Below are 21320 nucleotides of genomic sequence, written 5' to 3' on the forward strand. Positions count from 1 at the left end.
TGCCGTGTCCCGGGTGGGGTCGGGGCACCTGAAATCCCATAAGGTAGTGGTTCGATGGACTCTTCAATTGCGCTGATCCTGCTGCAAGACGGTGTGGTCAACGGCGCCATTTATGCCCTGCTGGGCATGGCGCTGGTACTGGTCTTCGCCGTCACGCGGGTCATCTTCATTCCGCAGGGCGAGTTCGTCGCCTTCGGCGCCCTGACGCTGGCCATGCTGGTCGACGGCCGAGTGCCGGGCACCGCCTACCTGCTGCCCCTGCTGGGTGGCGTGTGCCTGTTGCTGGAACTCGTGCGCGCGCTGCGCACCGGCGCGTGGGGCGCCATGCCCAAGGTGCTGGCCGGCTGCGTGGCGCTGCCCCTGGCGCTGCTGTGGCTGACCAACAGCTATGCGGCGCAGGGCACGTCGCTGTGGTTGAACATGCTGCTGACCCTGGCCCTGGTGATCCCGATGGGACCGATGGTCTACCGCATCGTCTACCAGCCGCTGGCCGAGGCCACGGTGCTGGTGCTGCTGATCGTATCGGTGGCGGTGCACTTCGCGCTGATGGGGCTGGCGCTGGTGTTCTTCGGCGCCGAGGGCTGGCGTACGCCGGCATTCGTCAGCGGGCAGGTCGACCTCGGGTTCTCGACCTGGTCGGCGCAAAGCCTGTTCGTGGTGCTCACCTGCGCGCTGCTGATCGTGGCGCTGTGGCTGTTCTTCGGCAAGACGCTGTATGGCCGCGCGCTGCGGGCCACCGCGGTGAACCGGCGCGGCGCGCGCCTGGTGGGCATCAGCACCACCATGTCGGGCAGCCTGACATTCACCCTGGCGGTGTCCATCGGCGCCATGTCGGGCATGCTGATCGCGCCCATCACCACCGTGTACTACGACACCGGCTTCCTGATCGGTCTGAAGGGCTTCGTGGGCGCCATCATCGGCGGCCTGGTGAGCTACCCGGTGGCGGCGGCCGGCGCCTTGCTGGTCGGCATCCTGGAGGCCTTCTCCTCGTTCTGGGCCAGCTCGTACAAAGAAGTCATCGTGTTCACCCTGATCATCCCGGTTCTGGTCTGGCGTTCGTTCAGCAGCCGTCATGTGGACGAAGAGGAATAAGCGCCATGAACCGCTTCCTGCTTATCGCATTCATCGTCGTGCTGGCCGGCCTGCCGCTGCTGTCGGCCACGCCGGAATTCTGGATCACCCAACTGAACTACATCGGCCTGGCCGCCATGGTGGCGCTGGGGCTGGTGCTGCTGACCGGCGTGGGCGGCCTGACCTCGTTCGGCCAGGCGGCCTTCGTGGGCCTGGGCGCCTACACCACGGCGCTGCTCACCACGCAATACGATATCTCGCCCTGGCTGGCGCTGCCGGTCGGCCTGCTGGTGACGGCCGTGGTGGCGTTCCTGCTGGGACTGATCACGCTGCGGCTGTCGGGGCACTATCTGCCGCTGGGCACCATTGCCTGGGGGCTCTCGCTGTATTACCTGTTCGGCAACCTGGACTGGCTGGGCAAGCATGACGGCATCGCCGGCATCGAGCCCATCAGCCTGTTCGGCTGGTCGCTGGCCAGCGGGCGCCATATTTACTACCTGATCTGGGTGTTCGTGCTGCTGGCGCTGTGGGCCACGCGCAACCTGCTCGATTCGCGTCCGGGCCGCGCCATCCGCGCCCTGAAGAGCGGCGCCGGCATGGCCGAGTCGATGGGGGTCAATACCGGCATCTACAAGATCGTCATCTTCGTGTGGGCGGCGCTGCTGGCCTGCCTGTCGGGCTGGCTGTACGCCCATATGCAGCGCGCGGTCAGCCCCAGCCCGTTCGGCCTGAACTATGGCATCGAATACCTCTTCATGGCGGTGGTCGGCGGCGCCGGCCATGTCTGGGGCGCGTTGCTGGGCTCGGCGGTCATCCTGGGGATCAAGGACCAGTTGCAGAACATCCTGCCCAAGCTGCTCGATACCAACGCCAACTTCGAACTGATCTTCTTCGGCGTGCTGATGATCCTGGTGCTGCAGTACGCCAGCAATGGCCTGTGGCCCATCCTGTCGGGCTGGTGGGAGCGCATCACCGGCGCCGCCGGCCCGCGGCGCAACATGGCGCCGCCGCCGCAAGCGCCGGCGCTGCCGCACCGCGCCCGGCCGCAGGCCGGCGAACTGGTGCTGGAAGTCGACCGCATCCGCAAGGAATTCGGCGGCCTGGTGGCGGTCAACGACATCACGTTCAAGGTGCGCGCCGGCGAAATCATGGGCCTGATCGGCCCCAACGGCGCCGGCAAGAGCACGACCTTCAACCTGATCAGCGGCGTGCTGCCGGCCACGCGCGGCCAGGTGCGCTTCCTGGGCGATCGCATCGACGGCCGCTCGGCGCGCGAGATCGCCAAGCGCGGCGTGGGCCGCACGTTTCAGCACGTGCAGCTGCTGCCGACCATGTCGGTGCTGGAAAACGTGGCCCTGGGGGCGCACATGCGTTCGGATGTGGGCGTGCTGTCGGGCGCCTTGCACAGCGAGCGCGCCCGCGAGGCCCAGCTGCTGCACGAAGCCGCGCAGCAGCTGCAGCGCGTCGGGCTGGGCGATTACCTGTACGAGCAGGCAGGCAACCTGGCGCTGGGCCAGCAGCGCATCCTGGAAATCGCCCGCGCGCTGGCGTGCGATCCGGTGCTGCTGCTGCTCGACGAACCGGCCGCGGGCCTGCGCTACAAGGAAAAGCAGGAACTGGCCAAGGTGCTGGAACAGCTGCGCGCCGAGGGGCTGAGCATCCTGCTGGTGGAACACGACATGGACTTTGTGATGCGACTGACCAATCACCTGGTGGTCATGGATTTCGGCACCAAGCTGGCCGAGGGCGTGCCCGCCGATGTGCAGAAGAACCCGGCGGTGCTGGAAGCCTACCTGGGCGGTATCGACGACGATCTTCCCGACGCCGGCCAGGGCGCGCCGGCGGCGGCCGGAGGTGCGCAATGAGCCAGGCGCCCATTCTCGAAGTACGCCAGCTGTCGGCCCGCTATGGCAAGGTCGGCGCGCTGAGCGGGGCCGACCTGCAGGTGCCGGCCGGCAGCATCGTGACGGTGATCGGCGCCAACGGCGCCGGCAAGTCGACCATGCTCAATGCGGTCATGGGCGCGCTGCCGCAGACCGGGCATGCCGCCGGGCAGGTGCAGTATGCCGGCGCCGACGTGTCTGGCTGGCAGGTCGAGCGCCGCGTCGCGGCCGGCATGTCGCTGGTGCCCGAGCGGCGCGAGCTGTTCGGCAGCATGTCGGTCGAGGACAATCTGCTGCTGGGCGGTTTTCGGCGTTACCGCGCCCGTGAGAGCGGCTGGCGCGATACGCTGCAGGAAGTGTTCGATCTGTTTCCGCGCTTGCGCGAGCGGCGTGCGCAGCAGGCCGGCACCCTGTCCGGCGGCGAGCGCCAGATGCTGGCCGTGGGCCGGGCGCTGATGGCCAAGCCGCGCCTGCTGATGCTCGACGAACCCAGCCTGGGGCTGGCGCCGCGCATCGTGCGCGAGATTTTCCATATCATCGCGCGGCTGCGCGAAACCGGCGTGGCGATCCTGCTGGTCGAGCAGAACGCCCGCGCCGCGTTGCAGGTGGCCGATTACGGCTATGTGCTGGAGACCGGTGAAATCGTGCTGCACGGCCCGGCGCGCGAACTGGCCGGCAACCCGCGCGTCATCGAGAGCTACCTGGGGCTGGGCAAGGGCGCCCAGGACTGAATGCGGCTGGCGCGGCCCGGGCCGCGCCAGCGGCGCGCGCGAAGGTCAGCGCCCGCCCGCCGCGTAGTCCATGTACAGCCGATAGGCGTGCCGAGCCAGCGGCCCATACGACAGGCTGCGATCTTCCACCCGGTTGACGTGCACGACCTTGCCGTAGTTGCCGGTAGAGAACACTTCGTCGGCCTCTTCGACGTCGGCGCGGGTCAGGGCGCGCTCGTCCACGTTCACGCCATCGGCGCGCAGCAGCGCCAGCACGCGCTGGCGCGTAATCCCGTTGAGGAACGTGCCGTTGTCCACCGGCGTGGCGATCCGGCCGTTGCGCGCGATCCACAGGTTGCTGGTGGCGAATTCCGCGATATGGCCGGCGCCGTCGAGCATGATGGCGTTGTCGAAGCCCTTGAGGTTGGCCTCGCGGATGGCGCGCTGGCCATTGGGGTACAGGCACGAGGCCTTGGCGTCGGTGGGCGCCATGTTGGGCCAGGAGCGCGCGAAACTCGAGAAGCAGGCCGAGAAGCCTTGTTCGCCGGGCAGCGGCACCTTGAATACATGCAGTACGAACTGCGTCCGTTCGGCGTCGGGCAGCAGGAAGCCGTCGGCGCAGAAGAACATCGGCTTGATGTAGAGTTCGCTGCCGGCGGGGAACTTGGCCACCGCTTCCAGGCACAGCTCCTGGATCCGCTGCCACGGTAGCGCCGGCTTCATCAGCATTTTCTCGGCCGAGCGCACCACGCGCTGGCAGTGCAGGTCGAGGTCGGGCGTCAGGCCGGCGAAAGCGCGCGCGCCGTCGAACACCATGCTGGCCATCCAGAATGCGTGGTCGGACGGGCCGAGCAGTTTGGGGTTCTCGGTCAGCCATTGGCCGTCGTACCAGTAAAGGGCTTCCATACAGCGGTCTTCCTTGGTTATCGGGGTGCGCCTACAGCGCCGCCTGGACGCGCTGCGCGACATCGGCGGGCACCCATTTTTTCCAGACGTCGCCATATTGTCGCAGGAAGTACAGCGCGGCATCGTCGGCTTCGGCCTTCTCGTTTTCCAGCCAGCCCAGCGTGGCGCCGATGGCCTCGTCGGGAACCGTCAGGGCCTCGAAGAAGCGGTGCAGGGCGGGTGCCTGGCGGGCGAAGTCGGCATTCAGGCCGGTAACCACCGGGTTGGGCTTGAACTCGGTGGCCACGGGCTTGGCGCACTTCGGATCGGTCATGCAGGTGTAGGCGGCCTGGTCGAACGCCGGCAATTCCAGCTTGACCAGGTCCAGGGCGCCGACCAGCGCCGTGGGCGTCCAGTAGTAGAAGACGATATCGCGCTTGCGCTTGTAGGCCGACATGATGGCGGCCTTCTGCGCGGCGCCCGAGCCCGGCGCGAACAGGTTGTAGTCGCGCTCCAGCCGCAGCGCCTTGAGCAGGTTCTCGTTCAGCGTGCCGCAGGCCCAGCCCGCCGGGCATCCGTAGATGCGGCCCTTGGCGGGGTCTTCCGGGTCGATGAATATGTTCTTGTAGCGTTGCAGGTCGGCGGCCTGCCTGAGGTCGGGGTGGCGTTCGACGGTATAGCGCGGCACGTACCAGCCTTCGCCCGCCGTGAACACATGGCCGACGCCCAGCACCTTGCCGGAAGCCAGGGCTTTTTTCCAGGCGCCTTCGATCTGCCCCGGCCAGACTTCCGGCGTGACGTCGACATCGCCGCGTTGCAGCGCCGCCAGCATGGGCAGGGTCTCGCCGATCTCCATCGCGGTCTTGCAGCCGTAGCCCTTTTCCAGGATGAAGCGCTGGATGCCGACCATGACCAGGTTGGATTCCCAGTTCAGGCCGCTGAAGCGCACCGGCCGATCGATTTCGCAAGCGCTGGCAGTGGGGGCGCAGGCCAGGGCGGCGACGCTGGCCAGGGTGGCCAGCGCCTTGCGGACAATACGCGGGGCGTGCATGTGGGTACCTCGAAGTGGGGACGCGGCCCGTCGGACCGGCGCCAGACCCGTTCGATTCTACGGCGTCACGGGCAGGCCTGCCCAGCAGGCGCGCTCAGGTGCGTGCCTGCCGGCGTTCGCGCAGCGCGACCAGTTCACCCACGATGCCGCGCCGGAACGCCATCACGCACACCACGAAGATCAGTCCGATGACGATGGTGACCGACTCGCCCAGGCGCAGGAACCAGTCCAGCCCGGTCAGGCGCGTGAGCATCTGGCCGAAGTCCCCGACCTTGTTCTCCAGCAGCACGACGATGAAGGCGCCCAGGATCGGGCCGGTCAGCGTGCCCAGGCCGCCGATCAGGGTCATGAGGATGACCAGCCCGGACATTTGCCAGGTTGCGTCCGACAGCGTGGCCGAGACGAACACCAGCGTCTTGGTGGCGCCGGCCAGGCCGGCGATGGCGGCCGACAGCACGAAGGCGACCAGCTTGAAGCGGTCGACGTCGTAGCCCAGCGAGATGGCGCGCGGCTCGTTCTCGCGCAACCCCTTGAGCACCTGGCCGAACGGCGAGTGCACGGTGCGCCAGATCACGAAATAGCCCAGCGCGAAGATGCCCATGACCACGTAGTACAGGTTCAGGTCGTCGCGCAGGTCTATGGTGCCCAGCAGCGTGCCGCGCGGCACGCCCTGCAGGCCATCCTCGCCGCCGGTGAAATGGGCCTGCAGGAAGAAGAAGAACACCATCTGGGCCAGGGCCAGGGTGATCATGGCGAAGTAGATGCCGCTGCGGCGTATGGCCAGCGCGCCCATGGCCAGCCCCAGCAGGGCCGCCACCGCGACCCCGAAGGCCAGGCCCAGTTCGGTCGGCAGGCCCCATACCTTCAGCGCGTGACCGGCCGCGTAGGCGGCGCTGCCCAGGAAGGCGGCGTGGCCGAACGACAGCAGTCCGGTATAGCCCAGCAGCAGGTTGAAGGCGCAGGCGAACAGCGCGTAGCACATGACCTTCATGGCGAAGATCGGATACACGCCCACGTAGGGCAGGATGCCAACCACGATGGCGAATGCGGCGTAGCCCAGGAGTTGTCGATTCATTTTTCTTTCCCGAACAGGCCGGCGGGGCGCAGCAGCAGCACGATGGCCATGATGATGAACACGACGGTGTTGGACGCTTCGGGCCAGAATACCTTGGTCAGGCCCTCGATGACGCCCAGCCCCAGGCCGGTCACGATGGCGCCCATGATCGATCCCATGCCGCCGATCACCACGACGGCGAACACCACGATGATGAGATTGGAGCCCATCAGGGGGGAAATCTGCAGCACCGGCGCGGCCAGCACGCCGGCGAAGCCGGCCAGCGCCACGCCGAAGCCGTAGGTCAGCGTGATCATGCGCGGCACGTTGACGCCGAAGGCTTCCACCAGGCGCGGATTCTCGGTGCCGGCGCGCAGCAGCGCGCCCAGGCGGGTGCGTTCGATGACGAACCAGGTCGCCAGGCATACCGTGATCGAGGCCACGACGACCCAGGCGCGGTAGTTCGGCAGCACCATGAATCCCAGGTTGGTGGCGCCGCGCAGTGCCTGCGGCGTGGGGTAGGGCTGGCCGGATACGCCGTAGAAACTGCGGAACAGGCCTTCGATGAGCAGCGTCAGGCCGAAGGTCAGCAGCAGGCCGTACAGGTGGTCCAGCTTGTACAGGTGCCGCAGCAGCAGCTTCTCGATCAGGATGCCGAACAGGCCGACCACCAGCGGGGCCAGGACCAGCATGATCCAGTAGTTGAGTCCCAGATAGGACAGGCCCATCCAGGCTACGAAGGCGCCCAGCATGTACAGGGCGCCATGGGCGAAGTTGATGACGTTCAACAGACCGAAAATCACGGCCAGCCCCAGCGAGAGCATGGCATAGAACGAGCCGTTGACCAGCCCCAGCAGCAACTGCCCCAACAGTGCCTGAATGGGTATGCCGAATAGATCTGTCATCTGTTATGAGTCCTGCGCGTACGGGTAGACGTGTCCGGTCGCGACACGGCCTTGCCGGATGAGCAAGGCCGTGTGGCGTTCCTTCAGGAGGTTACTTCTTGAGCAGCGGGCAGGTCGATTCGGACAGCTTGGTGTAGACCTCGTCGCCCGGCAGCGTGGCCACCACGTTGTAGTAGTCCCACGGGCCCTTGGACTCTTCCTTGGACTTGACCTTCATCAGGTACATGTCGTGGATCATGCGGCCGTCCTCGCGCACGTATCCGCCCTGGGCGAAGAAGTCGTTGATCTTGTTCGACTTCATCCACTTCATGGTGGCGTCGCCGTCATCCGAACCCGTGGCCTTCACGGCGTTCAGGTAGAACATGGCGGCGGAGTAGTCGCCCGCCTGCAGCATCGACGGCTTGCGCCCGATCTTGTCCTCGAACTTCTTGGCCCAGGCGCGCGAGGCGTCGCTCTGGTCCCAGTACCAGCCGTCGGTCAGGTACATGCCCTTGGTGGCGTCCAGGCCCAGCGAGTGGATGTCGTTGATGAAGACCAGCAGGCCGGCCATTTTCATGGTCGCCGTCACGCCGAACTCGTTGGCGGCCTTGATCGAGTTGATGGTGTCGCCGCCGGCGTTGGCCAGGCCCAGGATCTGCGCGCCGGAAGCCTGCGCCTGCAGCAGGAACGACGAGAAATCGGAGGCGCCCAGCGGCGCGCGCACCTGGCCCTTGACCTCGCCGCCGGAGGCCTTGACGACGTTGGCGGTGTCGCGTTCCAGCGCATGGCCGAACGCATAGTCGGCGGTCAGGAAGAACCAGGTCTTGCCGCCGTCCTTCACCACCGCCGAGCCGGTGCCGCGCGCCAGCGCGACCGTGTCGTAGGCGTAGTGGATGGTGTAGGGCGAGCACTGGGCATTGGTCAGGTCGGAGGCCCCGGCGCCCACGGCGAGGAACGGCTTCTTCTTCTCGGCCGCCACCTGCGCGATGGCCAGGCTGGTCGACGAGTTGGTGCCGCCGATGATCATGTCGACCTTCTGCTGGTCGATCCATTCGCGCGTGCGGGCCGAGGCGATGTCGGCCTTGTTCTGGTGGTCGGCCGACACCAGTTCTATCTTCTTGCCATTGATGGCGCCGCCGGCGTCCTCGATGGCCATGCGGATCGCTTCCACGCCCGCCTTGCCGTCGATGTCCGAGTAGACCCCGGACATGTCGGTGATGAAACCGATGCGGATGACATCATCGGAGATGCCTTGAGCCTGGGCGGGTAGCCCGGCGAATCCCAGGCCAGCCACGGCCAGTGCAACAGTGATCTTGTGCAGCTTCATGGGATGACTCCTCTTCCTGTGTGGGGTGCCGTGATACGGCGGGTGACAGGCTGGTTTTCTACACGCCCAGCAGTTCGTTGAGCGTGCCCTGTTTCCGTGACAGTTCGGCGGCTTCGAAGTGTTCGACGATCTGGCCGTGCTCCATGACGTAGAAGCGGTCGGCCAGCGGCGCGGCGAAGTGGAAATTCTGCTCCACCATGACGATGGTGTAGCCGCGCTCCTTGAGCGCGGTGATCATGCGCGCCAGGGCCTGCACGATCACCGGCGCCAATCCTTCGGAGATCTCGTCGAGCAGCAGGAGGTTCGCGCCGGTGCGCAGAATGCGGGCCACCGCCAGCATCTGCTGTTCGCCACCCGACAGGCGGGTGCCGGGCGAGTTGCGGCGTTCGTGCAGGTTGGGGAACATGTCGTAGATTTCTGTCAGCGACATGCCGCCGCCCAGCGCGCCGACCGGCGGCGGCAGCAGCAGGTTCTCCTCGCACGAGAGGCTGGCGAAGATGCCTCGTTCTTCCGGGCAATAGCCCACGCCCAGGTGCGCGATCTTGTAGGTGGGCAGGTCGATCGATTCGGTGCCATGGATGCGCACCGATCCCTGGCGCGCGCCGGTCAGGCCGAGGATGGCGCGCAGCGTGGTGGTGCGGCCGGCGCCGTTGCGGCCGAGCAGCGTGACCACTTCGCCCTGGCCGACCTGCATGTCCACGCCGTGCAGGATATGCGATTCCCCGTACCAGGCCTGCAGGCCCGCGATTTCGAGAGCGGGGATACTCATGCGTGCGCTCCTTGCAGTTCGCCGTTGGTGGTGCCCATGTATGCCTGCATCACGGCGGGATGGCGCGAGACCTCGGCGTAGGGGCCTTCGGCCAGCACCGCGCCGCGCGCCAGTACCGTGATCGTGTCGGCGATCGAGGACACCACGTTCATGTTGTGCTCGACCATCAGGATGGTGCGGCCCGCGCTGACGCGCTTGATCAATTGCGTCACGCGGGCGACGTCCTCGTGGCCCATGCCCTGGGTGGGTTCGTCCAGCAGCATCAGCTCGGGTTCCATCGCCAGCGTGGTGGCGATCTCCAGCGCGCGCTTGCGACCGTAAGGCAGGTTGACCGTCAGTTCATTGGCGAAGGAGGCCAGGTCGACTTCCTCGAGCAGGCGCAGCGCCGGCTGGTTCAGCGCGGCCAGCTGCCGCTCGCTGCGCCAGAACTGGAACGACAGCCCGGTCTTGCGCTGCAGGCCCAGGCGCACGTTTTCCAGTACGGTCAGGCGCGGGAAGACCGCCGAGATCTGGAACGAACGGATGATGCCGCGCCGCGCGATCTGGGCCGGCCGCTCGCGAGTGATGTCGCGGCTGTTGAAGACGATGGTGCCCGAGGTGGGCGCCAGGAATTTGGTCAGCAGGTTGAAGCAGGTGGTCTTGCCGGCGCCGTTGGGACCGATCAGTGCGTGGATCTGGCCGCGCTTGACACGCAGATCGACCCCGTTGACCGCGACAAAGCCGCGGAACTCCTTGGTCAGGCCCTTTGTCTCCAGGATCGTGTCATCCATTGCGCCGCATCCGCTTTGTTTTTTTCTAAGAGTTGCGGCGAGTATGCGGACCCGGTTATCAAATTGCCATGAGGGTTTTTCATAGGTTTTGCGCCGCCGCATGCTTGATTGTCAAGCAGCCGACAAACAGCAGTAAGAAATCCGTCAAAACGCTTCAGGAACAAGGGTTTTCACGGTGTTTTCCACGACGGCGCAGGGGTTATCCGCGGCCGGCCCGGCGTCGTACGCAGCAGCAAGCGGCGGGCCTGGCGCGCGGCGCTCAGGCCTTGGTTTTCAGCTTGTATTCGCACAGATCCGAGATGCCGCACTGCGGGCACTTGGGCTTGCGCGCCACGCACACGTAGCGGCCGTGCAGGATGAGCCAATGATGGGCGTCCAGCAGGTATTCGCGCGGCACCACTTTCTCCAGCTTGCGCTCGACTTCCAGCACGTTCTTGCCGGGGGCGATGCCGGTGCGGTTGGAGACGCGGAAGATGTGCGTGTCGACCGCGATGGTGGCTTCGCCGAAGGCGGTATTGAGCACCACGTTGGCGGTCTTGCGGCCCACGCCGGGCAGGGCCTCCAGCGCTTCGCGGCTTTGCGGCACTTCGCCGCCGTGGCGTTCCAGCAGCAGGCGACAGGTGGCGATGGCGTTCTTGGCCTTGGTGCGGTACAGGCCGATGGTCTTGATGTACTCGGCCAGCCCTTCCTCGCCCAGCGCCAGCATGGCTTGCGGCGTGCCGTGGCGCGGGAAGAATTTGCGCGTGGCCAGGTTGACCGACTTGTCGGTGGCCTGGGCCGACAGCAGCACGGCGATCAGCAGCTGGAATGGCGTGTCGTATTCGAGCTCGGTGGTGGGTTTGGGGTTGGCGGCTTGCAGGCGGGCGAAGATCTCGCGGCGTTTGACGGCGTTCATGGGCGCTGGGCAGAGCGGCGGGCGCGGGCGCGGGCCAGCGCCGCCTCGATGGTGGAACGTTTGCGGGCGGCATCCTCGGCGCTTTCGGTCGCGGCGGGCGGGATGGCCGGCTCGGTGGTCGCGGCCATCAGCCGTTCGTTGGCGGCCGTTTCGCGCCGCACCCGCGCCTGGCGTTGCTGATGGCGCTGGCGCGCGGCGTGCGCGTCGGCCTCGGACCACGCGCGCGCGGCCGGGCGCATCTCGATGCAATCGACCGGGCAAGGCGCCACGCACAGGTCGCACCCGGTGCACCAGTCGGCCAGCACCGTATGCATGCGCTTGTTGGCGCCGACGATGGCATCGACCGGGCAGGCGCGTATGCACAGGGTGCAGCCGATGCAATGGGCCTCGTCGATGACCGCCACCAGCAGCGGTCCCGGTTGGCCGCGCGCGCGGTCCAGCGGCAGCGGCGGCGTGTCGAGCAGGGCCGCCAGCGCCGCGATGCCGGCCTCGTCGCCGGGCGGGCAGCGGTTGATGGCCGCGGCGCCGTCGGCGATGGCCTGCGCATAGGGCCGGCAACCGTCGTAGCCGCACTTCGTGCACTGCGTCTGCGGCAGCAGGGCGTCGATACGGTCGACCAGCGAACTACAGGAAGACATGGCGTAAAAAGCAGAAACGGGCCAGGCGGCCCGTTGCAGGGAGCGCGCGCGGCCGCATCAGGATTGGCGGATGAATGCGGCGATTTTAGGACAGATCAGTTCGCGCCACCGCCGTCCGGAGAAAATGCCGTAATGGCCGCAGCCGACCGCGGTGTAATGGCTCTTGCGCGCGGCGGGGATGCCGCTGCACAGCTTGATGGCCGCGCGCGTCTGGCCCTGGCCGGAAATATCGTCCAGCTCGCCCTCGACGGTCAGCAGCGATGTCTTGCGGATGTCGGCGGGCCGCACGAGTTGCCCGTCGACTTCCCAGGTGCCGCCGGGCAGCCGGAACTCCTGGAACACGGTACGGATGGTGTCCAGGTAGAACTCGGCCGGCATGTCGAGCACCGCGTTGTATTCGTCGTAGAAACGGCGGTGCGCTTCGGCGTCGCCGTCATCGCCGCGCAGCAGGTCGAGGTAGAAGTCGTAGTGCGACTTCAGGTGGCGGTCGGGATTCATGGCCATGAACCCGGCGTGCTGCAGGAAGCCGGGGTACACGCGCCGGCCCGCGCCGGGATAGGGCGCCGGCACCGCATGGATCAGCTGGCTCTCGAACCAGGCATACGGCTTGGTGGTGGCCAGCCGGTTGACCTGGGTGGGCGACTCGCGCGGATCGATCGGCCCGCCCATCATCACCATGCTGCGCGGCTGGCAGGGGTCGTTGGCCGAGGCCATCAGCGATATGGCGGCCAGCACCGGCACGGTGGGCTGGCAGACCGAGATGACGTGGGTGTCGGGGCCCAGGTGGCGCAGGAATGCCTGGACGTAGCGGACGTAGTCGTCGAGATGGAACGGGCCGGCGTCCTGCGGCACCATGCGCGCATCGACCCAGTCGGTGACGTAGACGTCGTGGGCCGGCAGCAGCGCGCGCACGGTGTCGCGCAACAGCGTGGCATGGTGGCCCGACAGCGGGGCCACCAGCAGTACGCGCGGATCGGCGCGGCCGGCCGTGCGGCGGACGTCGCGCTGGAAATGCACCAGCCGGCAGAACGGCTTGTCGAGCACGACGGCTTCGATCACGGCGACGCGCTTGCCCTGGATCTCGGTGGCCGGCAGGTTCCAGGCCGGCTTCTGGTATTCCTTGCCGATGCGGTGCACCAGCTCGCAGCCGGCGGCGAGCTGGCGCGACATGGGCATATAGGCCAGCGGGCTGTACGGGTGGGTGAAAAGCTGGGAGCTGGCGTCGGTGAACGCCGCCAGGGGACGCAGGAACGCCCGCTGCATTTCGTGCAATTGATACAGCATCGCGACATGACCTAATAAGACTGACGTCTTATTGTCGCCAGAAATATCAATATTTTGAATCTGTCTGTTCAGATTAGGGCTTCGGCGCACAAATGTTGCGAAAAAGCGACCCCCGTATGGCGGATTCCCCCCGCCATAGGGGGGATTACCAGTAGTTTTCGACCGCCAGGTTGCCGGGGATGCCGCGCCGGCCGGGGGCGAAACCGCGTTCGCCCAGCAGCTTGCGGGCATCGGCCAGCATGGCCGGGTTGCCGCACAGCATGATCTTGGCGCGCTGCGGGTCCAGCGGCTGGCCCGCCAGCTGTTCGAGCCGTCCGTCGGCGATCAGGGTGGTCAGGCGGGCCTGGGGCATGCCGGGCAGGGTCTCGCGCGTGGCGATCGGCAGGTAGATCAGCTTGCGCGGGTCGGCCTCGAAATAGGGGGCGAACGCGGGCTGGCCGCGCCATTGCTCGATTTCGTCGCGATAGGCCAGTTCCTCGGCGCTGCGCACTCCGTGCACGAGGATGATGCGGTCGAAGGCGCGCCAGGTGGCCGGGTCGCGCAACATGGACAGGTAGGCCGACAGGCCCGTGCCGGAGGCCAGCAGCCAAAGGTCGCCACCCGGGGCGAAGCGGTCTATCGTCAGGAAGCCGAACGGCTTCTTTTCCACATAGAGGGCGTCGCCGGGCTGCAGGCGCGCCATGCGGGGGCTGAACTGGCCCTCGGGGACCACGATGGAATAGAACTCCAGCCAGGGCTCGTCGGGGGCGGACACCATGGAGTAGGCGCGCCATACGCTGGGTTCGGCCCGCGGGTCGTCGCCCTCGGGCAGGCCTACCCGGGCGAACTGGCCGGCCTGGAAAATGAAGTCGGGGTCACGGGTGACGCGCACCGAAAACAGTTTGCCCGGCACCCAGGTCTGGACGGCGGTGATGGTCTGGCGCGTGTACTTGGTATCGGTCATCGGCGTGGCGCGGCCGGGCCGCGCAGCGGCGGACCGGACAGAAAGTTACTTTTCCAGGTATTGCAGCTTGTCCTGCACCCCGTTCCATTGGTCGGCGTCTTCGAGCGGCTTCTTGGCCCGGCTGATGCTGGGAAACTCGGCCGACAGCTCGACGTTGAGCGCAATGAAAGGGACCTGGTCCTGCGGCACGTCTTCTTCCGCGTAAATGGCATTGGCCGGGCATTCCGGGATGCATACCGCACAGTCGATGCATTCGTCGGGGTCGATCACGAGGAAGTTCGGACCCTCTCGAAAACAGTCCACCGGGCACACATCCACGCAATCGGTGTACTTGCACTTGATACAGTTTTCGGTGACTACGTGGGTCATTCAGGAACTCCGGGTGCCGGGCGGCCGTTGCATTATTGAAGCGATTTTACCCAATGCGCGCCGGCGGGGCGACCAAGACCCTGGCGCCGGTAGTGGCGGCCGGCCCGCCGGCGCGCGGTATGCTATGGTGTGCCGAAACGTTTCGCGGCAACAGTTTCGCGCCATCATGATCATCACATCGCTGCTCGACACGGACCTGTACAAATTCAGCATGATGCAGGTCGTGCTGCATCATTTTCCGGCCGCGCAGGTCGAGTATCGCTACAAGTGCCGTACTCCGGGCATCAATCTGCGGCCCTATCTCGACGAAATACGCGCCGAGGTGCATGAACTGTGCCAGCTGCGCTTTACCGGCGAGGAGCTGGATTATCTGCGCGGCCTGCGCTTCATCAAGAGCGATTTCGTCGATTTCCTGGGCCTGTTCCATTTGCCCGAGCGCTGCATATTCATCGGCGAGGGCGAGCAGCCGGGCGAAATATCCATCACGGTCAAGGGGCCATGGCTGCACACGATATTGTTCGAAATACCGGTGCTGGCCATCGTCAACGAAGTCTATTTTCGTAATACGCGCAAGAATCCCGATTGGGAGGAAGGCCGCAAGCGCCTGCAGTCGAAGATGAACCTGGTGCTCGACGACCCCGCGCTGGCCGATTTCCGGGTCGCGGAATACGGCACCCGGCGGCGCTTCTCTAAAGTCTGGCACGAAGAAATCGTCTCGACCATGAAGGCGCGCATGGGGGTGCATTTCGCCGGCACCAGCAACGTGCTGCTGGCCATGCGGCATGGCGTGCTGCCGCTGGGCACCATGGGCCACGAGTATCTGCAGGCCTGCCAGGCGCTGGGGCCGCGGCTGCGCGACTCCCAGGTGTTCGCGCTGGAAGTCTGGGCCAAGGAATACCGCGGCGATCTCGGCATCGCCCTGTCGGACGTCTATGGCATGGATGCCTTCCTGCGCGACTTCGACATGTACTTCTGCAAACTGTTCGACGGCGCGCGCCACGATTCGGGCGATCCGTTCGTGTGGGGCGAGCGGCTGCTCGAGCACTATCGCGCCAATCGCGCGGATCCGCGCGCCAAGACGCTGGTGTTCTCGGATTCGCTGACATTTCCGCGCGCCATCGAGCTGGCGCGCCAGTTCGCCGGCCGCTGCAAGGTGTCGTTCGGCATCGGCACCAACCTGACCAACGACCTCGGGCACGAGCCCCTGCAGATCGTCATGAAGATGGTGCGCTGCAATGGGCAACCGGTCGCCAAGGTATCGGATGCGCCCGAGAAGACGATGTGCGACGATCCCGCCTATCTGGCCTACCTGCGCCAGGTGTTCCAGCTTCCGCCGGCCTGAGGGCCGGCTGTTTTCGCCAACCCATCCAATCAATGCATCAGGGGTGATTTATGAGCATTAAGCGCTTCAACGTGGAAAAGCGCCTGTCCGACATGGCCGTCTACAACGGCGTGGCCTACCTGGCTGGCCAGGTGCCCGACGACGCTTCGCTGGACATGGCTGGCCAGACCGCACAGGTGCTGGCCACCATCGACCGTCTGCTGGCCGAGGCCGGCACCGACAAGACCAAGATCCTCATGGCCCAGATTTTCGTGGCCAACATGAAGGAATTCGACGGCATGAACCAGGCCTGGGACGCGTGGGTCGCTCCGGGCAATTCGCCCCCGCGCGCCACGGTCGAGGCGCGCCTGGCCAATCCCGACTACAAGGTCGAGATCGTGGTCACCGCCGCGATCGGCTGATAGCAGGTGTGCCTGTCCCGCGGGGACAGATACCGTCTTGGCCGTCAAGCGTTCATGGCGTAATTGGGCTGATAGGGGATGCGGTTTTTGAGGACCCCGAAGCACAGATGCACCAGTTTTCTCATGGCCGCGCCCAGCGCGGCCTTTTTGCTTTTTCCCGCTTTGAGCAGACGCTGGTAGAGAGCACGGATGTGGGGGTTGTGGCGGGTGCCCACCAGGGCCGCCATGTACAACGTGGCGCGCACCTGGGCCGGGCCGGCTTTGGACAGGCGTGCGCGGCCGTTCAGGCTGCTGCCGGATTGGCGCTGCACGGGGACAATCCCGAGGTAGGCGGCCAGGCTCTGGGCGGAGTCGATACGCCGATTGTGCATGACGGCCAGGATGGCGTTGCCGGCCTGAGGCCCGACGGCGGGGATGGAGTTCAGCAGCTCGCGGTCTTGCTTGAGATCGGGGTGGTTGTCGATGTGCTGCTCGATCGCCCGCTCGATCTGTTTGAGCTGTTCGCGCAGAAACGCGATGGCCTTGTCGATGGAGCCATCGACCAAGGGCGCCGAAGGGCTGAACTGGCTCTTCTCCTTGCGATTGAGCTCACGCAGCAGATCCTTGCCCAGCGCCTCGCGTCGCGTCAACAAGGCGCGCAGTTGGCGCGCATGCAAGGGCGCCGGGTGCCACAGCGCCGGGCTCAGCGTCTGTCCATAGCGTGCCAGAACGTAGCTGTCGAGCGCATCATTTTTGGAGCGCATCGCCAAGGCCTTGGCAAAGTCCCGAGCCTGGGCGGGATTGACCAAAGAGACCCGGACCTGGGCATCGTGCAGCGCCGTGGCCGCTTGCTCGTGATACAGCCCCGTGGGCTCCAGGATGGCGTGCAACTGCGCTGGCTGTGCGCCGTGTTTGGCGCACCACGCCAGCAGGGCCTTCACGCCCGCGGCGCTGTTGGCCGCCACCTTGGTCTTACGCTTATCAGACTGAGCCGTCAGCAACGTGCAATCCAGCTTAGCCTTCGATACATCAATACCTATAAAAAACATGGACTTGGCCTCCTGCAGATAACAAACTGCTGTCAGCCACTGCGCCCACTTGCCTTGTACATACAGGGTCCTCGCCCTACGATACCGTCCAGTGTTTCGCCGGCCCAGCAGTGCGCAACCGAGCCGCTATCTGTCCCACAAAGTCCTCGCTTTGGGCACCAACTCGCGGTCATCGGCGCGCGGTGGTGATAGCTAATCACCACCGGAGGAAAGATACAAGGCACCGAGCGCCTCGGGACGGCGCAGGCATCGCGGCATCGGCCGATGCCGCGATGCCTGCATCTTGCCGGGATTTTCGCCGTCCCGGCCTCAACTTCCCATCAGCAGCGTGGCCGCCAGCAGGCCTCCAAGCTCCTCGCAGCGGGCCAGCACATCGGCGGGCACCTGCTTGGGTGCGGCGATCTGCTCGGGCGTTTGCGCGCCGCTGCGCGCGATCAGCGGCGGCGCGGCCGCGCGCAGGCGCCAGCCGGTGCAGATGCGCTCGACCTGCCGGGCCGCGCCTTCGCCGTCGGTGCCGGCGCTGATGGCCACGCCGTACGGGCGCCCCTGGATGCGGTCGAGCACGCCGTAATAGCAGCGATCGAAGCATTCCTTCATGGCGCCGCTGAGGCTGCCCAGGTTCTCGGGCGCGCAGAACAGATAGCCGTCGGCGGCCAGCAGCGCCGCGGCGTCGGTGCGCGCGGCCGCCTGCCGCCGCACGCGCAACTGGCCGGGCTGTTCCAGCGCCTGGGCGGCGTCCAGCGCGCCGCGCTCCAGCGCCTGCGCCATCTGCCGCGCCGCGCCGGTGCGCGAATGCCAGGCGATGAGCAAGGTCTTCATGCCAGTCGGGCCAGGGGATCCTGGCGATAGTAGGCGCGCAGCAGGGCGTACCACTGCGGCAGGGCGTCGGCCAGGGGTTCGGGCTCGACGAAGAAGTGTTCCGAACTCACCGCGAAGAACTCGGCTTCGTCGGTGGCGGCGTAGGGGTCCAGCGGCAGGCGCGCGTACCAGGGGTCGGCCTGCGGGCCCTCCGGATCGACGTGCGCCGGAATCGCGCGTTCGACGGCCTCGACGGCGGCGGCAAAACGGTCCAGGCTGTCTTCCAGCACGCGGCGCCATTGGCGCGGGTCGATGTCCGGGTGGGCCGCCAGCGCCGGCATCCCGTCGGCCTGGCCCGCCAGCAGGTCCAGCTTGTGCGCGAATTCGTGGATGACCACATTGAAGGCGCCGTCGGAGCCCGCCGCATCGCTCCACGAGAGGATCACCGGCCCGCCTTCCCAGGCTTCGCCGACGGCCTCCTCGATGTATTCGTGCATGACGCCGTCCTCATCCATGCGCTCGCGCGGGATCGAGAAGCCGGCCGGGTAGATGATGATTTCGTCCCAGCCTTCGTACAGGGTGGGCGACAGGTTCAATACCGGCAGGGCGGCCTGCGCGGCGACCGACAGGCGCATGAAATCGGTTATTTCCAGCCCGTGCGCGCCGTTGATGTTCTTGCTGGCCAGCAGCCATGCCGCGCGCGCCTGCAGGGCCTGCCGCTCGGCCTCGGACAGGGCCGCCAGGAACGGGTAGGCGTGCAGCACCCGCCGCCACAGGTCGGGCGGGATGCGGGCCTGCATGGCGGCTACTTCGCCCGCCTTGGCGCCCCGGCCGCGTAGCCATCGCAACATGACTTGGAGTTCCTTGGAAATGCCTCTTGGCGTTAGTGTAGAGTGTAGGAAAAATTGACCCGAGTACGCTCGTCCCGTTCGCAATGTCCGCTACGCCCGCTCCAGATACGCCTACGCCGTTCGACGATGCCTGGCGCCAGTTGGCCGCCGCCGGGCTGGACGATGCCGGCCAGCGGCAGCTGGCGCACGCGGCGGCCTGGGCCTGGCCGCGCTTCGAGGCGCAGAAGGCGCTGACCGGCGAGCCGCTGGCCAGCCATGCCGCCGGCGCGGTGCGCATCCTGGCCAGCCTGCATACCGACCAGGCCACTCGCGTGGCCGCGGTGCTGGCCTCGTTGCCGGCGGACCTGAACGCGCCCGCGCCCGCCCTGCGCAACGACCCGGTGGCCAGCGAGTTCGGCGTCGAGGTGGCGCGGCTGGTGCAGGGCGCGCGCGCCCTGCTGCGGCTGGGCATCGTGGCGCGCCATGCCAGCGACAGCGAGGCCGAAAGCGGCTCCCAGAAGGAAATGCAGCGCAAGATGCTGCTGGCCATGGCGGCCGACCTGCGCATCGTGCTGATGCGCCTGGCGTCGCGGCTGCAGAGCCTGCGCTGGCACGCCGAGACCAAGACGCCGTGCGCGGCCGGTTTCGCGCGCGAGACCCTGGACCTGTATACGCCGCTGGCCAACCGCCTGGGCATCTGGCAGCTCAAGTGGGAGATGGAAGACCTGGCGTTCCGCTTCCTCGAGCCCGAGCGCTACAAGCAGATTGCGCGCCTGCTGGAGGAAAAGCGGGTCGAGCGCGAAGCCTTCATCACCGAGGCCATCGCCCGCATGCAGGCCGCGCTGGCGCGCGCCGGCGTGGCCGCCGAGGTGAGCGGACGGCCCAAGCACATCTACAGCATCTGGAACAAGATGCGCCTGAAGGGGCTGGATTTCAGCCAGATGTACGATCTGCGCGCCCTGCGCATCATCGTCGACGACGTGCGCGCCTGCTATGCCGCGCTGGGGCTGGTGCACGAGATGTGGACGCCGCTGCCCGAGGAATTCGACGACTACATCTCGCGCCCCAAGCCCAATGGCTATCGTTCGCTGCACACGGTGGTGACCGACGCGCAGGGGCGCGCTTTCGAGGTCCAGATCCGTACTCGCGAGATGCACCAGTTCGCCGAATACGGGATGGCGGCGCACTGGCGCTACAAGGAGGCCGGCGCGCGCGGCGGCCAGGTGGCCGCCTCCAGCGAGTACGACCGCCAGCTGTCCTGGATGCGCCAGCTGCTGGCCTGGAACAGCGACGTCGAGGCGGAGGGCGAGGCCGGGCGGCGCGCCGACCAGCGCATCTACGTGCTCACGCCACAGGCCAGGGTGATCGAATTGCCTGCCGGCGCCACGCCGGTCGATTTCGCCTACCACCTGCATACCGACCTGGGGCACCGCTGCCGCGGGGCGCGGGTGGACGGCCAGATGGTGCCGCTGAACACCCGCCTGGCCACCGGCCAGACCGTCGAAATCATCGCGGCCAAGTCGGGCGGCCCGTCGCGCGACTGGCTCAATACTCAGCTGGGCTACCTGGCCAGCCCGCGCGCGCGGGCCAAGGTGCGCATGTGGTTCAACGCCATCGAGCTGCAGCAGCGCATCACCCAGGGGCAGGCGCTGGTCGAGAAAGAGTTGCAACGCCTGGGCAAGACGGCGGTCAACCTGGAGCAATTGGCCCAGGGCCTGGGCTTCGCGCGCGCCGACGACCTGTATGTCGCCGCCGCCAAGGACGAGTTCAGCCTGCGCCAGATCGACACGGTATTCCAGCAGCCGGCGCCCGTGGCCGAACCCGAGCCGGCCGCGCTCGCGCACGCGCGTAGCGCCGACAGCGCCGAGAAAAGCGGCAAGAGCGGCGTGCTGGTGGTGGGCGTGGGGTCCCTGCTGACCCAGCTGGCGCGCTGCTGCCGGCCCGCGCCGCCGGACGAGATCGCCGGCTTCGTGACGCGCGGGCGCGGGGTCTCGATCCATCGAGCCGATTGCCCGAGCTACAAGGCGCTGGCCGAGCGCGAGCCGGAGCGGATCATCGAGGTCGCCTGGGGCAAGACCAGCGACTCGTTCTACCCGGTCGATATCAGCGTGCGCGCCCAGGATCGGCCGGGCCTGCTGCGCGACCTCTCGGAAGTGTTCGCGCGTCAGCGGCTCAACGTGGTCGGCGTGAACACGCAGAGCCGCCAGTCGCTGGCGCACATGGTGTTCACGGTGGAGGTGCGCGGCGGCGAGTCGCTGCACAAGGCGCTCGATGCCCTGGGCGAGGTGGCCGGGGTCACGTCGGCGGCGCGCCGCTGAACGGCGGGCCGCGATGGCGTCCCGCGGGGCGGCCGCGTGCCCTACACTAGGTCTTTTGGCCCTCCGGGGG

The 21320-nt window shown here is 66.9% G+C and carries 21 protein-coding genes; 6 read left to right on the forward strand and 15 right to left on the reverse strand.

Annotated features, from left to right (window positions below; all coding sequences use genetic code 11):
* The first annotated feature begins 54 nt into the window (after positions 1-54).
* From CAL11_RS06010 to CAL11_RS06020, 3 genes are read left to right on the forward strand one after another with little or no spacing between them, the layout of a single operon-like run.
* Entirely contained in the window at positions 55-1092 is a 1038-nt protein-coding gene (locus CAL11_RS06010) for a branched-chain amino acid ABC transporter permease (protein WP_033463219.1), read from the forward strand.
* Positions 1093-1097: 5 nt separating this feature from the next.
* Complete coding sequence (locus tag CAL11_RS06015) at positions 1098-2936, forward strand: branched-chain amino acid ABC transporter ATP-binding protein/permease (RefSeq protein ID WP_086092412.1); 1839 nt, start codon at positions 1098-1100, stop codon at positions 2934-2936.
* Entirely contained in the window at positions 2933-3685 is a 753-nt protein-coding gene (locus CAL11_RS06020; RefSeq protein WP_033463217.1) for an ABC transporter ATP-binding protein, read from the forward strand. The genes CAL11_RS06015 and CAL11_RS06020 overlap by 4 nt, the downstream gene beginning before the upstream one ends.
* A gap of 45 nt (positions 3686-3730) precedes the next feature.
* Here CAL11_RS06020 and CAL11_RS06025 read toward each other — a convergent pair whose 3' ends face one another.
* From CAL11_RS06025 to fdxA, 12 genes are all read right to left on the reverse strand, one after another.
* Complete coding sequence (locus CAL11_RS06025; RefSeq protein WP_033463214.1) at positions 3731-4570, reverse strand: branched-chain amino acid aminotransferase; 840 nt, start codon at positions 4568-4570, stop codon at positions 3731-3733.
* A 31-nt stretch (positions 4571-4601) separates the two neighbouring features.
* The gene (locus CAL11_RS06030; protein ID WP_086092413.1) at positions 4602-5600 is read right to left on the reverse strand and encodes an ABC transporter substrate-binding protein; all 999 of its coding nucleotides are present in this window, start codon (positions 5598-5600) and stop codon (positions 4602-4604) included.
* A 94-nt stretch (positions 5601-5694) separates the two neighbouring features.
* Positions 5695-6675 carry a branched-chain amino acid ABC transporter permease gene (locus CAL11_RS06035; protein ID WP_033463210.1) on the reverse strand — a complete coding sequence of 327 codons (981 nt, stop codon included), beginning with the start codon at positions 6673-6675 and terminating at the stop codon, positions 5695-5697.
* The gene (locus CAL11_RS06040) at positions 6672-7559 is read right to left on the reverse strand and encodes a branched-chain amino acid ABC transporter permease (protein ID WP_033463208.1); all 888 of its coding nucleotides are present in this window, start codon (positions 7557-7559) and stop codon (positions 6672-6674) included. The genes CAL11_RS06035 and CAL11_RS06040 overlap by 4 nt, the downstream gene beginning before the upstream one ends.
* A 91-nt stretch (positions 7560-7650) precedes the next feature.
* Positions 7651-8865, reverse strand: coding sequence for an ABC transporter substrate-binding protein (locus CAL11_RS06045; protein ID WP_004566398.1), 1215 nt, complete (start codon positions 8863-8865; stop codon positions 7651-7653).
* Between the two features lie 58 nt (positions 8866-8923).
* Positions 8924-9634 (reverse strand): ABC transporter ATP-binding protein, encoded by a 711-nt coding sequence (locus CAL11_RS06050; protein WP_086092414.1) that lies wholly within the window; start codon positions 9632-9634, stop codon positions 8924-8926.
* Positions 9631-10404: an ABC transporter ATP-binding protein gene (locus tag CAL11_RS06055; protein WP_033463204.1), complete on the reverse strand. Its 774-nt coding sequence runs from the start codon at positions 10402-10404 to the stop codon at positions 9631-9633. Before CAL11_RS06055 ends, CAL11_RS06050 begins: the two co-directional genes overlap by 4 nt.
* A 259-nt stretch (positions 10405-10663) precedes the next feature.
* Positions 10664-11299: an endonuclease III gene (nth, locus tag CAL11_RS06060; RefSeq protein ID WP_086092415.1), complete on the reverse strand. Its 636-nt coding sequence runs from the start codon at positions 11297-11299 to the stop codon at positions 10664-10666.
* A complete protein-coding gene (rsxB, locus tag CAL11_RS06065) occupies positions 11296-11937 on the reverse strand; it encodes an electron transport complex subunit RsxB (protein WP_086092416.1) in 642 nt (213 codons plus the stop codon). Before rsxB ends, nth begins: the two co-directional genes overlap by 4 nt.
* A gap of 57 nt (positions 11938-11994) precedes the next feature.
* Entirely contained in the window at positions 11995-13221 is a 1227-nt protein-coding gene (locus CAL11_RS06070; RefSeq protein WP_086092417.1) for a polyhydroxyalkanoate depolymerase, read from the reverse strand.
* A gap of 145 nt (positions 13222-13366) precedes the next feature.
* Entirely contained in the window at positions 13367-14164 is a 798-nt protein-coding gene (locus CAL11_RS06075; RefSeq protein ID WP_068926844.1) for a ferredoxin--NADP reductase, read from the reverse strand.
* 45 nt (positions 14165-14209) lie between these two features.
* Positions 14210-14533 (reverse strand): ferredoxin FdxA, encoded by a 324-nt coding sequence (fdxA, locus tag CAL11_RS06080; protein WP_010931551.1) that lies wholly within the window; start codon positions 14531-14533, stop codon positions 14210-14212.
* Between the two features lie 166 nt (positions 14534-14699).
* Between fdxA and pncB the strand changes: the two genes are divergently transcribed.
* Together pncB and CAL11_RS06090 are read left to right on the forward strand one after the other, a co-directional pair.
* Complete coding sequence (gene pncB / locus CAL11_RS06085; RefSeq protein WP_167382453.1) at positions 14700-15875, forward strand: nicotinate phosphoribosyltransferase; 1176 nt, start codon at positions 14700-14702, stop codon at positions 15873-15875.
* Between the two features lie 50 nt (positions 15876-15925).
* Entirely contained in the window at positions 15926-16276 is a 351-nt protein-coding gene (locus CAL11_RS06090) for a RidA family protein (RefSeq protein ID WP_033463188.1), read from the forward strand.
* A gap of 44 nt (positions 16277-16320) precedes the next feature.
* On the opposite strand, the gene CAL11_RS06095 is transcribed toward CAL11_RS06090, so the two are convergent.
* From CAL11_RS06095 to CAL11_RS06105, 3 genes are all read right to left on the reverse strand, one after another.
* Positions 16321-17304: an IS110 family transposase gene (locus CAL11_RS06095; RefSeq protein WP_157668840.1), complete on the reverse strand. Its 984-nt coding sequence runs from the start codon at positions 17302-17304 to the stop codon at positions 16321-16323.
* A 309-nt stretch (positions 17305-17613) separates the two neighbouring features.
* A complete protein-coding gene (locus tag CAL11_RS06100; RefSeq protein WP_033463186.1) occupies positions 17614-18123 on the reverse strand; it encodes an NAD(P)H-dependent oxidoreductase in 510 nt (169 codons plus the stop codon).
* On the reverse strand, positions 18120-18953 hold the full coding sequence (locus tag CAL11_RS06105) for a zinc-dependent peptidase (protein ID WP_033463183.1): 834 nt from the start codon (positions 18951-18953) through the stop codon (positions 18120-18122). Before CAL11_RS06105 ends, CAL11_RS06100 begins: the two co-directional genes overlap by 4 nt.
* Positions 18954-19036: 83 nt before the next feature.
* On the opposite strand from CAL11_RS06105, the gene CAL11_RS06110 reads away from it, so the two are divergent.
* The gene (locus tag CAL11_RS06110) at positions 19037-21250 is read left to right on the forward strand and encodes a RelA/SpoT family protein (protein ID WP_033463181.1); all 2214 of its coding nucleotides are present in this window, start codon (positions 19037-19039) and stop codon (positions 21248-21250) included.
* Positions 21251-21320 lie beyond the last annotated feature (70 nt).

The organism is Bordetella genomosp. 6 (assembly GCF_002119705.1).
GTDB classification, from domain to species: Bacteria; Pseudomonadota; Gammaproteobacteria; order Burkholderiales; family Burkholderiaceae_B; genus Bordetella; species Bordetella bronchiseptica_F.

What these genes read in the sequence shown, in the direction of transcription:
- CAL11_RS06045 (WP_004566398.1), bottom strand. Translation starts at nt 8,865, where the DNA reads ATGAAGCTGCACAAGATCACTGTTGCACTGGCCGTGGCTGGCCTGGGA.
- rsxB (WP_086092416.1), bottom strand. Translation starts at nt 11,937, where the DNA reads ATGTCTTCCTGTAGTTCGCTGGTCGACCGTATCGACGCCCTGCTGCCG.
- CAL11_RS06035 (WP_033463210.1), bottom strand. Translation starts at nt 6,675, where the DNA reads ATGAATCGACAACTCCTGGGCTACGCCGCATTCGCCATCGTGGTTGGC.
- CAL11_RS06015 (WP_086092412.1), top strand. Translation starts at nt 1,098, where the DNA reads ATGAACCGCTTCCTGCTTATCGCATTCATCGTCGTGCTGGCCGGCCTG.
- CAL11_RS06075 (WP_068926844.1), bottom strand. Translation starts at nt 14,164, where the DNA reads ATGACCGATACCAAGTACACGCGCCAGACCATCACCGCCGTCCAGACC.
- CAL11_RS06070 (WP_086092417.1), bottom strand. Translation starts at nt 13,221, where the DNA reads ATGCTGTATCAATTGCACGAAATGCAGCGGGCGTTCCTGCGTCCCCTG.
- CAL11_RS06050 (WP_086092414.1), bottom strand. Translation starts at nt 9,634, where the DNA reads ATGAGTATCCCCGCTCTCGAAATCGCGGGCCTGCAGGCCTGGTACGGG.
- CAL11_RS06110 (WP_033463181.1), top strand. Translation starts at nt 19,037, where the DNA reads ATGTCCGCTACGCCCGCTCCAGATACGCCTACGCCGTTCGACGATGCC.
- CAL11_RS06040 (WP_033463208.1), bottom strand. Translation starts at nt 7,559, where the DNA reads ATGACAGATCTATTCGGCATACCCATTCAGGCACTGTTGGGGCAGTTG.
- CAL11_RS06095 (WP_157668840.1), bottom strand. Translation starts at nt 17,304, where the DNA reads ATGTTTTTTATAGGTATTGATGTATCGAAGGCTAAGCTGGATTGCACG.
- CAL11_RS06090 (WP_033463188.1), top strand. Translation starts at nt 15,926, where the DNA reads ATGAGCATTAAGCGCTTCAACGTGGAAAAGCGCCTGTCCGACATGGCC.
- CAL11_RS06030 (WP_086092413.1), bottom strand. Translation starts at nt 5,600, where the DNA reads ATGCACGCCCCGCGTATTGTCCGCAAGGCGCTGGCCACCCTGGCCAGC.
- fdxA (WP_010931551.1), bottom strand. Translation starts at nt 14,533, where the DNA reads ATGACCCACGTAGTCACCGAAAACTGTATCAAGTGCAAGTACACCGAT.
- CAL11_RS06055 (WP_033463204.1), bottom strand. Translation starts at nt 10,404, where the DNA reads ATGGATGACACGATCCTGGAGACAAAGGGCCTGACCAAGGAGTTCCGC.
- nth (WP_086092415.1), bottom strand. Translation starts at nt 11,299, where the DNA reads ATGAACGCCGTCAAACGCCGCGAGATCTTCGCCCGCCTGCAAGCCGCC.
- CAL11_RS06010 (WP_033463219.1), top strand. Translation starts at nt 55, where the DNA reads ATGGACTCTTCAATTGCGCTGATCCTGCTGCAAGACGGTGTGGTCAAC.
- CAL11_RS06105 (WP_033463183.1), bottom strand. Translation starts at nt 18,953, where the DNA reads ATGTTGCGATGGCTACGCGGCCGGGGCGCCAAGGCGGGCGAAGTAGCC.
- CAL11_RS06020 (WP_033463217.1), top strand. Translation starts at nt 2,933, where the DNA reads ATGAGCCAGGCGCCCATTCTCGAAGTACGCCAGCTGTCGGCCCGCTAT.
- CAL11_RS06100 (WP_033463186.1), bottom strand. Translation starts at nt 18,123, where the DNA reads ATGAAGACCTTGCTCATCGCCTGGCATTCGCGCACCGGCGCGGCGCGG.
- CAL11_RS06025 (WP_033463214.1), bottom strand. Translation starts at nt 4,570, where the DNA reads ATGGAAGCCCTTTACTGGTACGACGGCCAATGGCTGACCGAGAACCCC.
- pncB (WP_167382453.1), top strand. Translation starts at nt 14,700, where the DNA reads ATGATCATCACATCGCTGCTCGACACGGACCTGTACAAATTCAGCATG.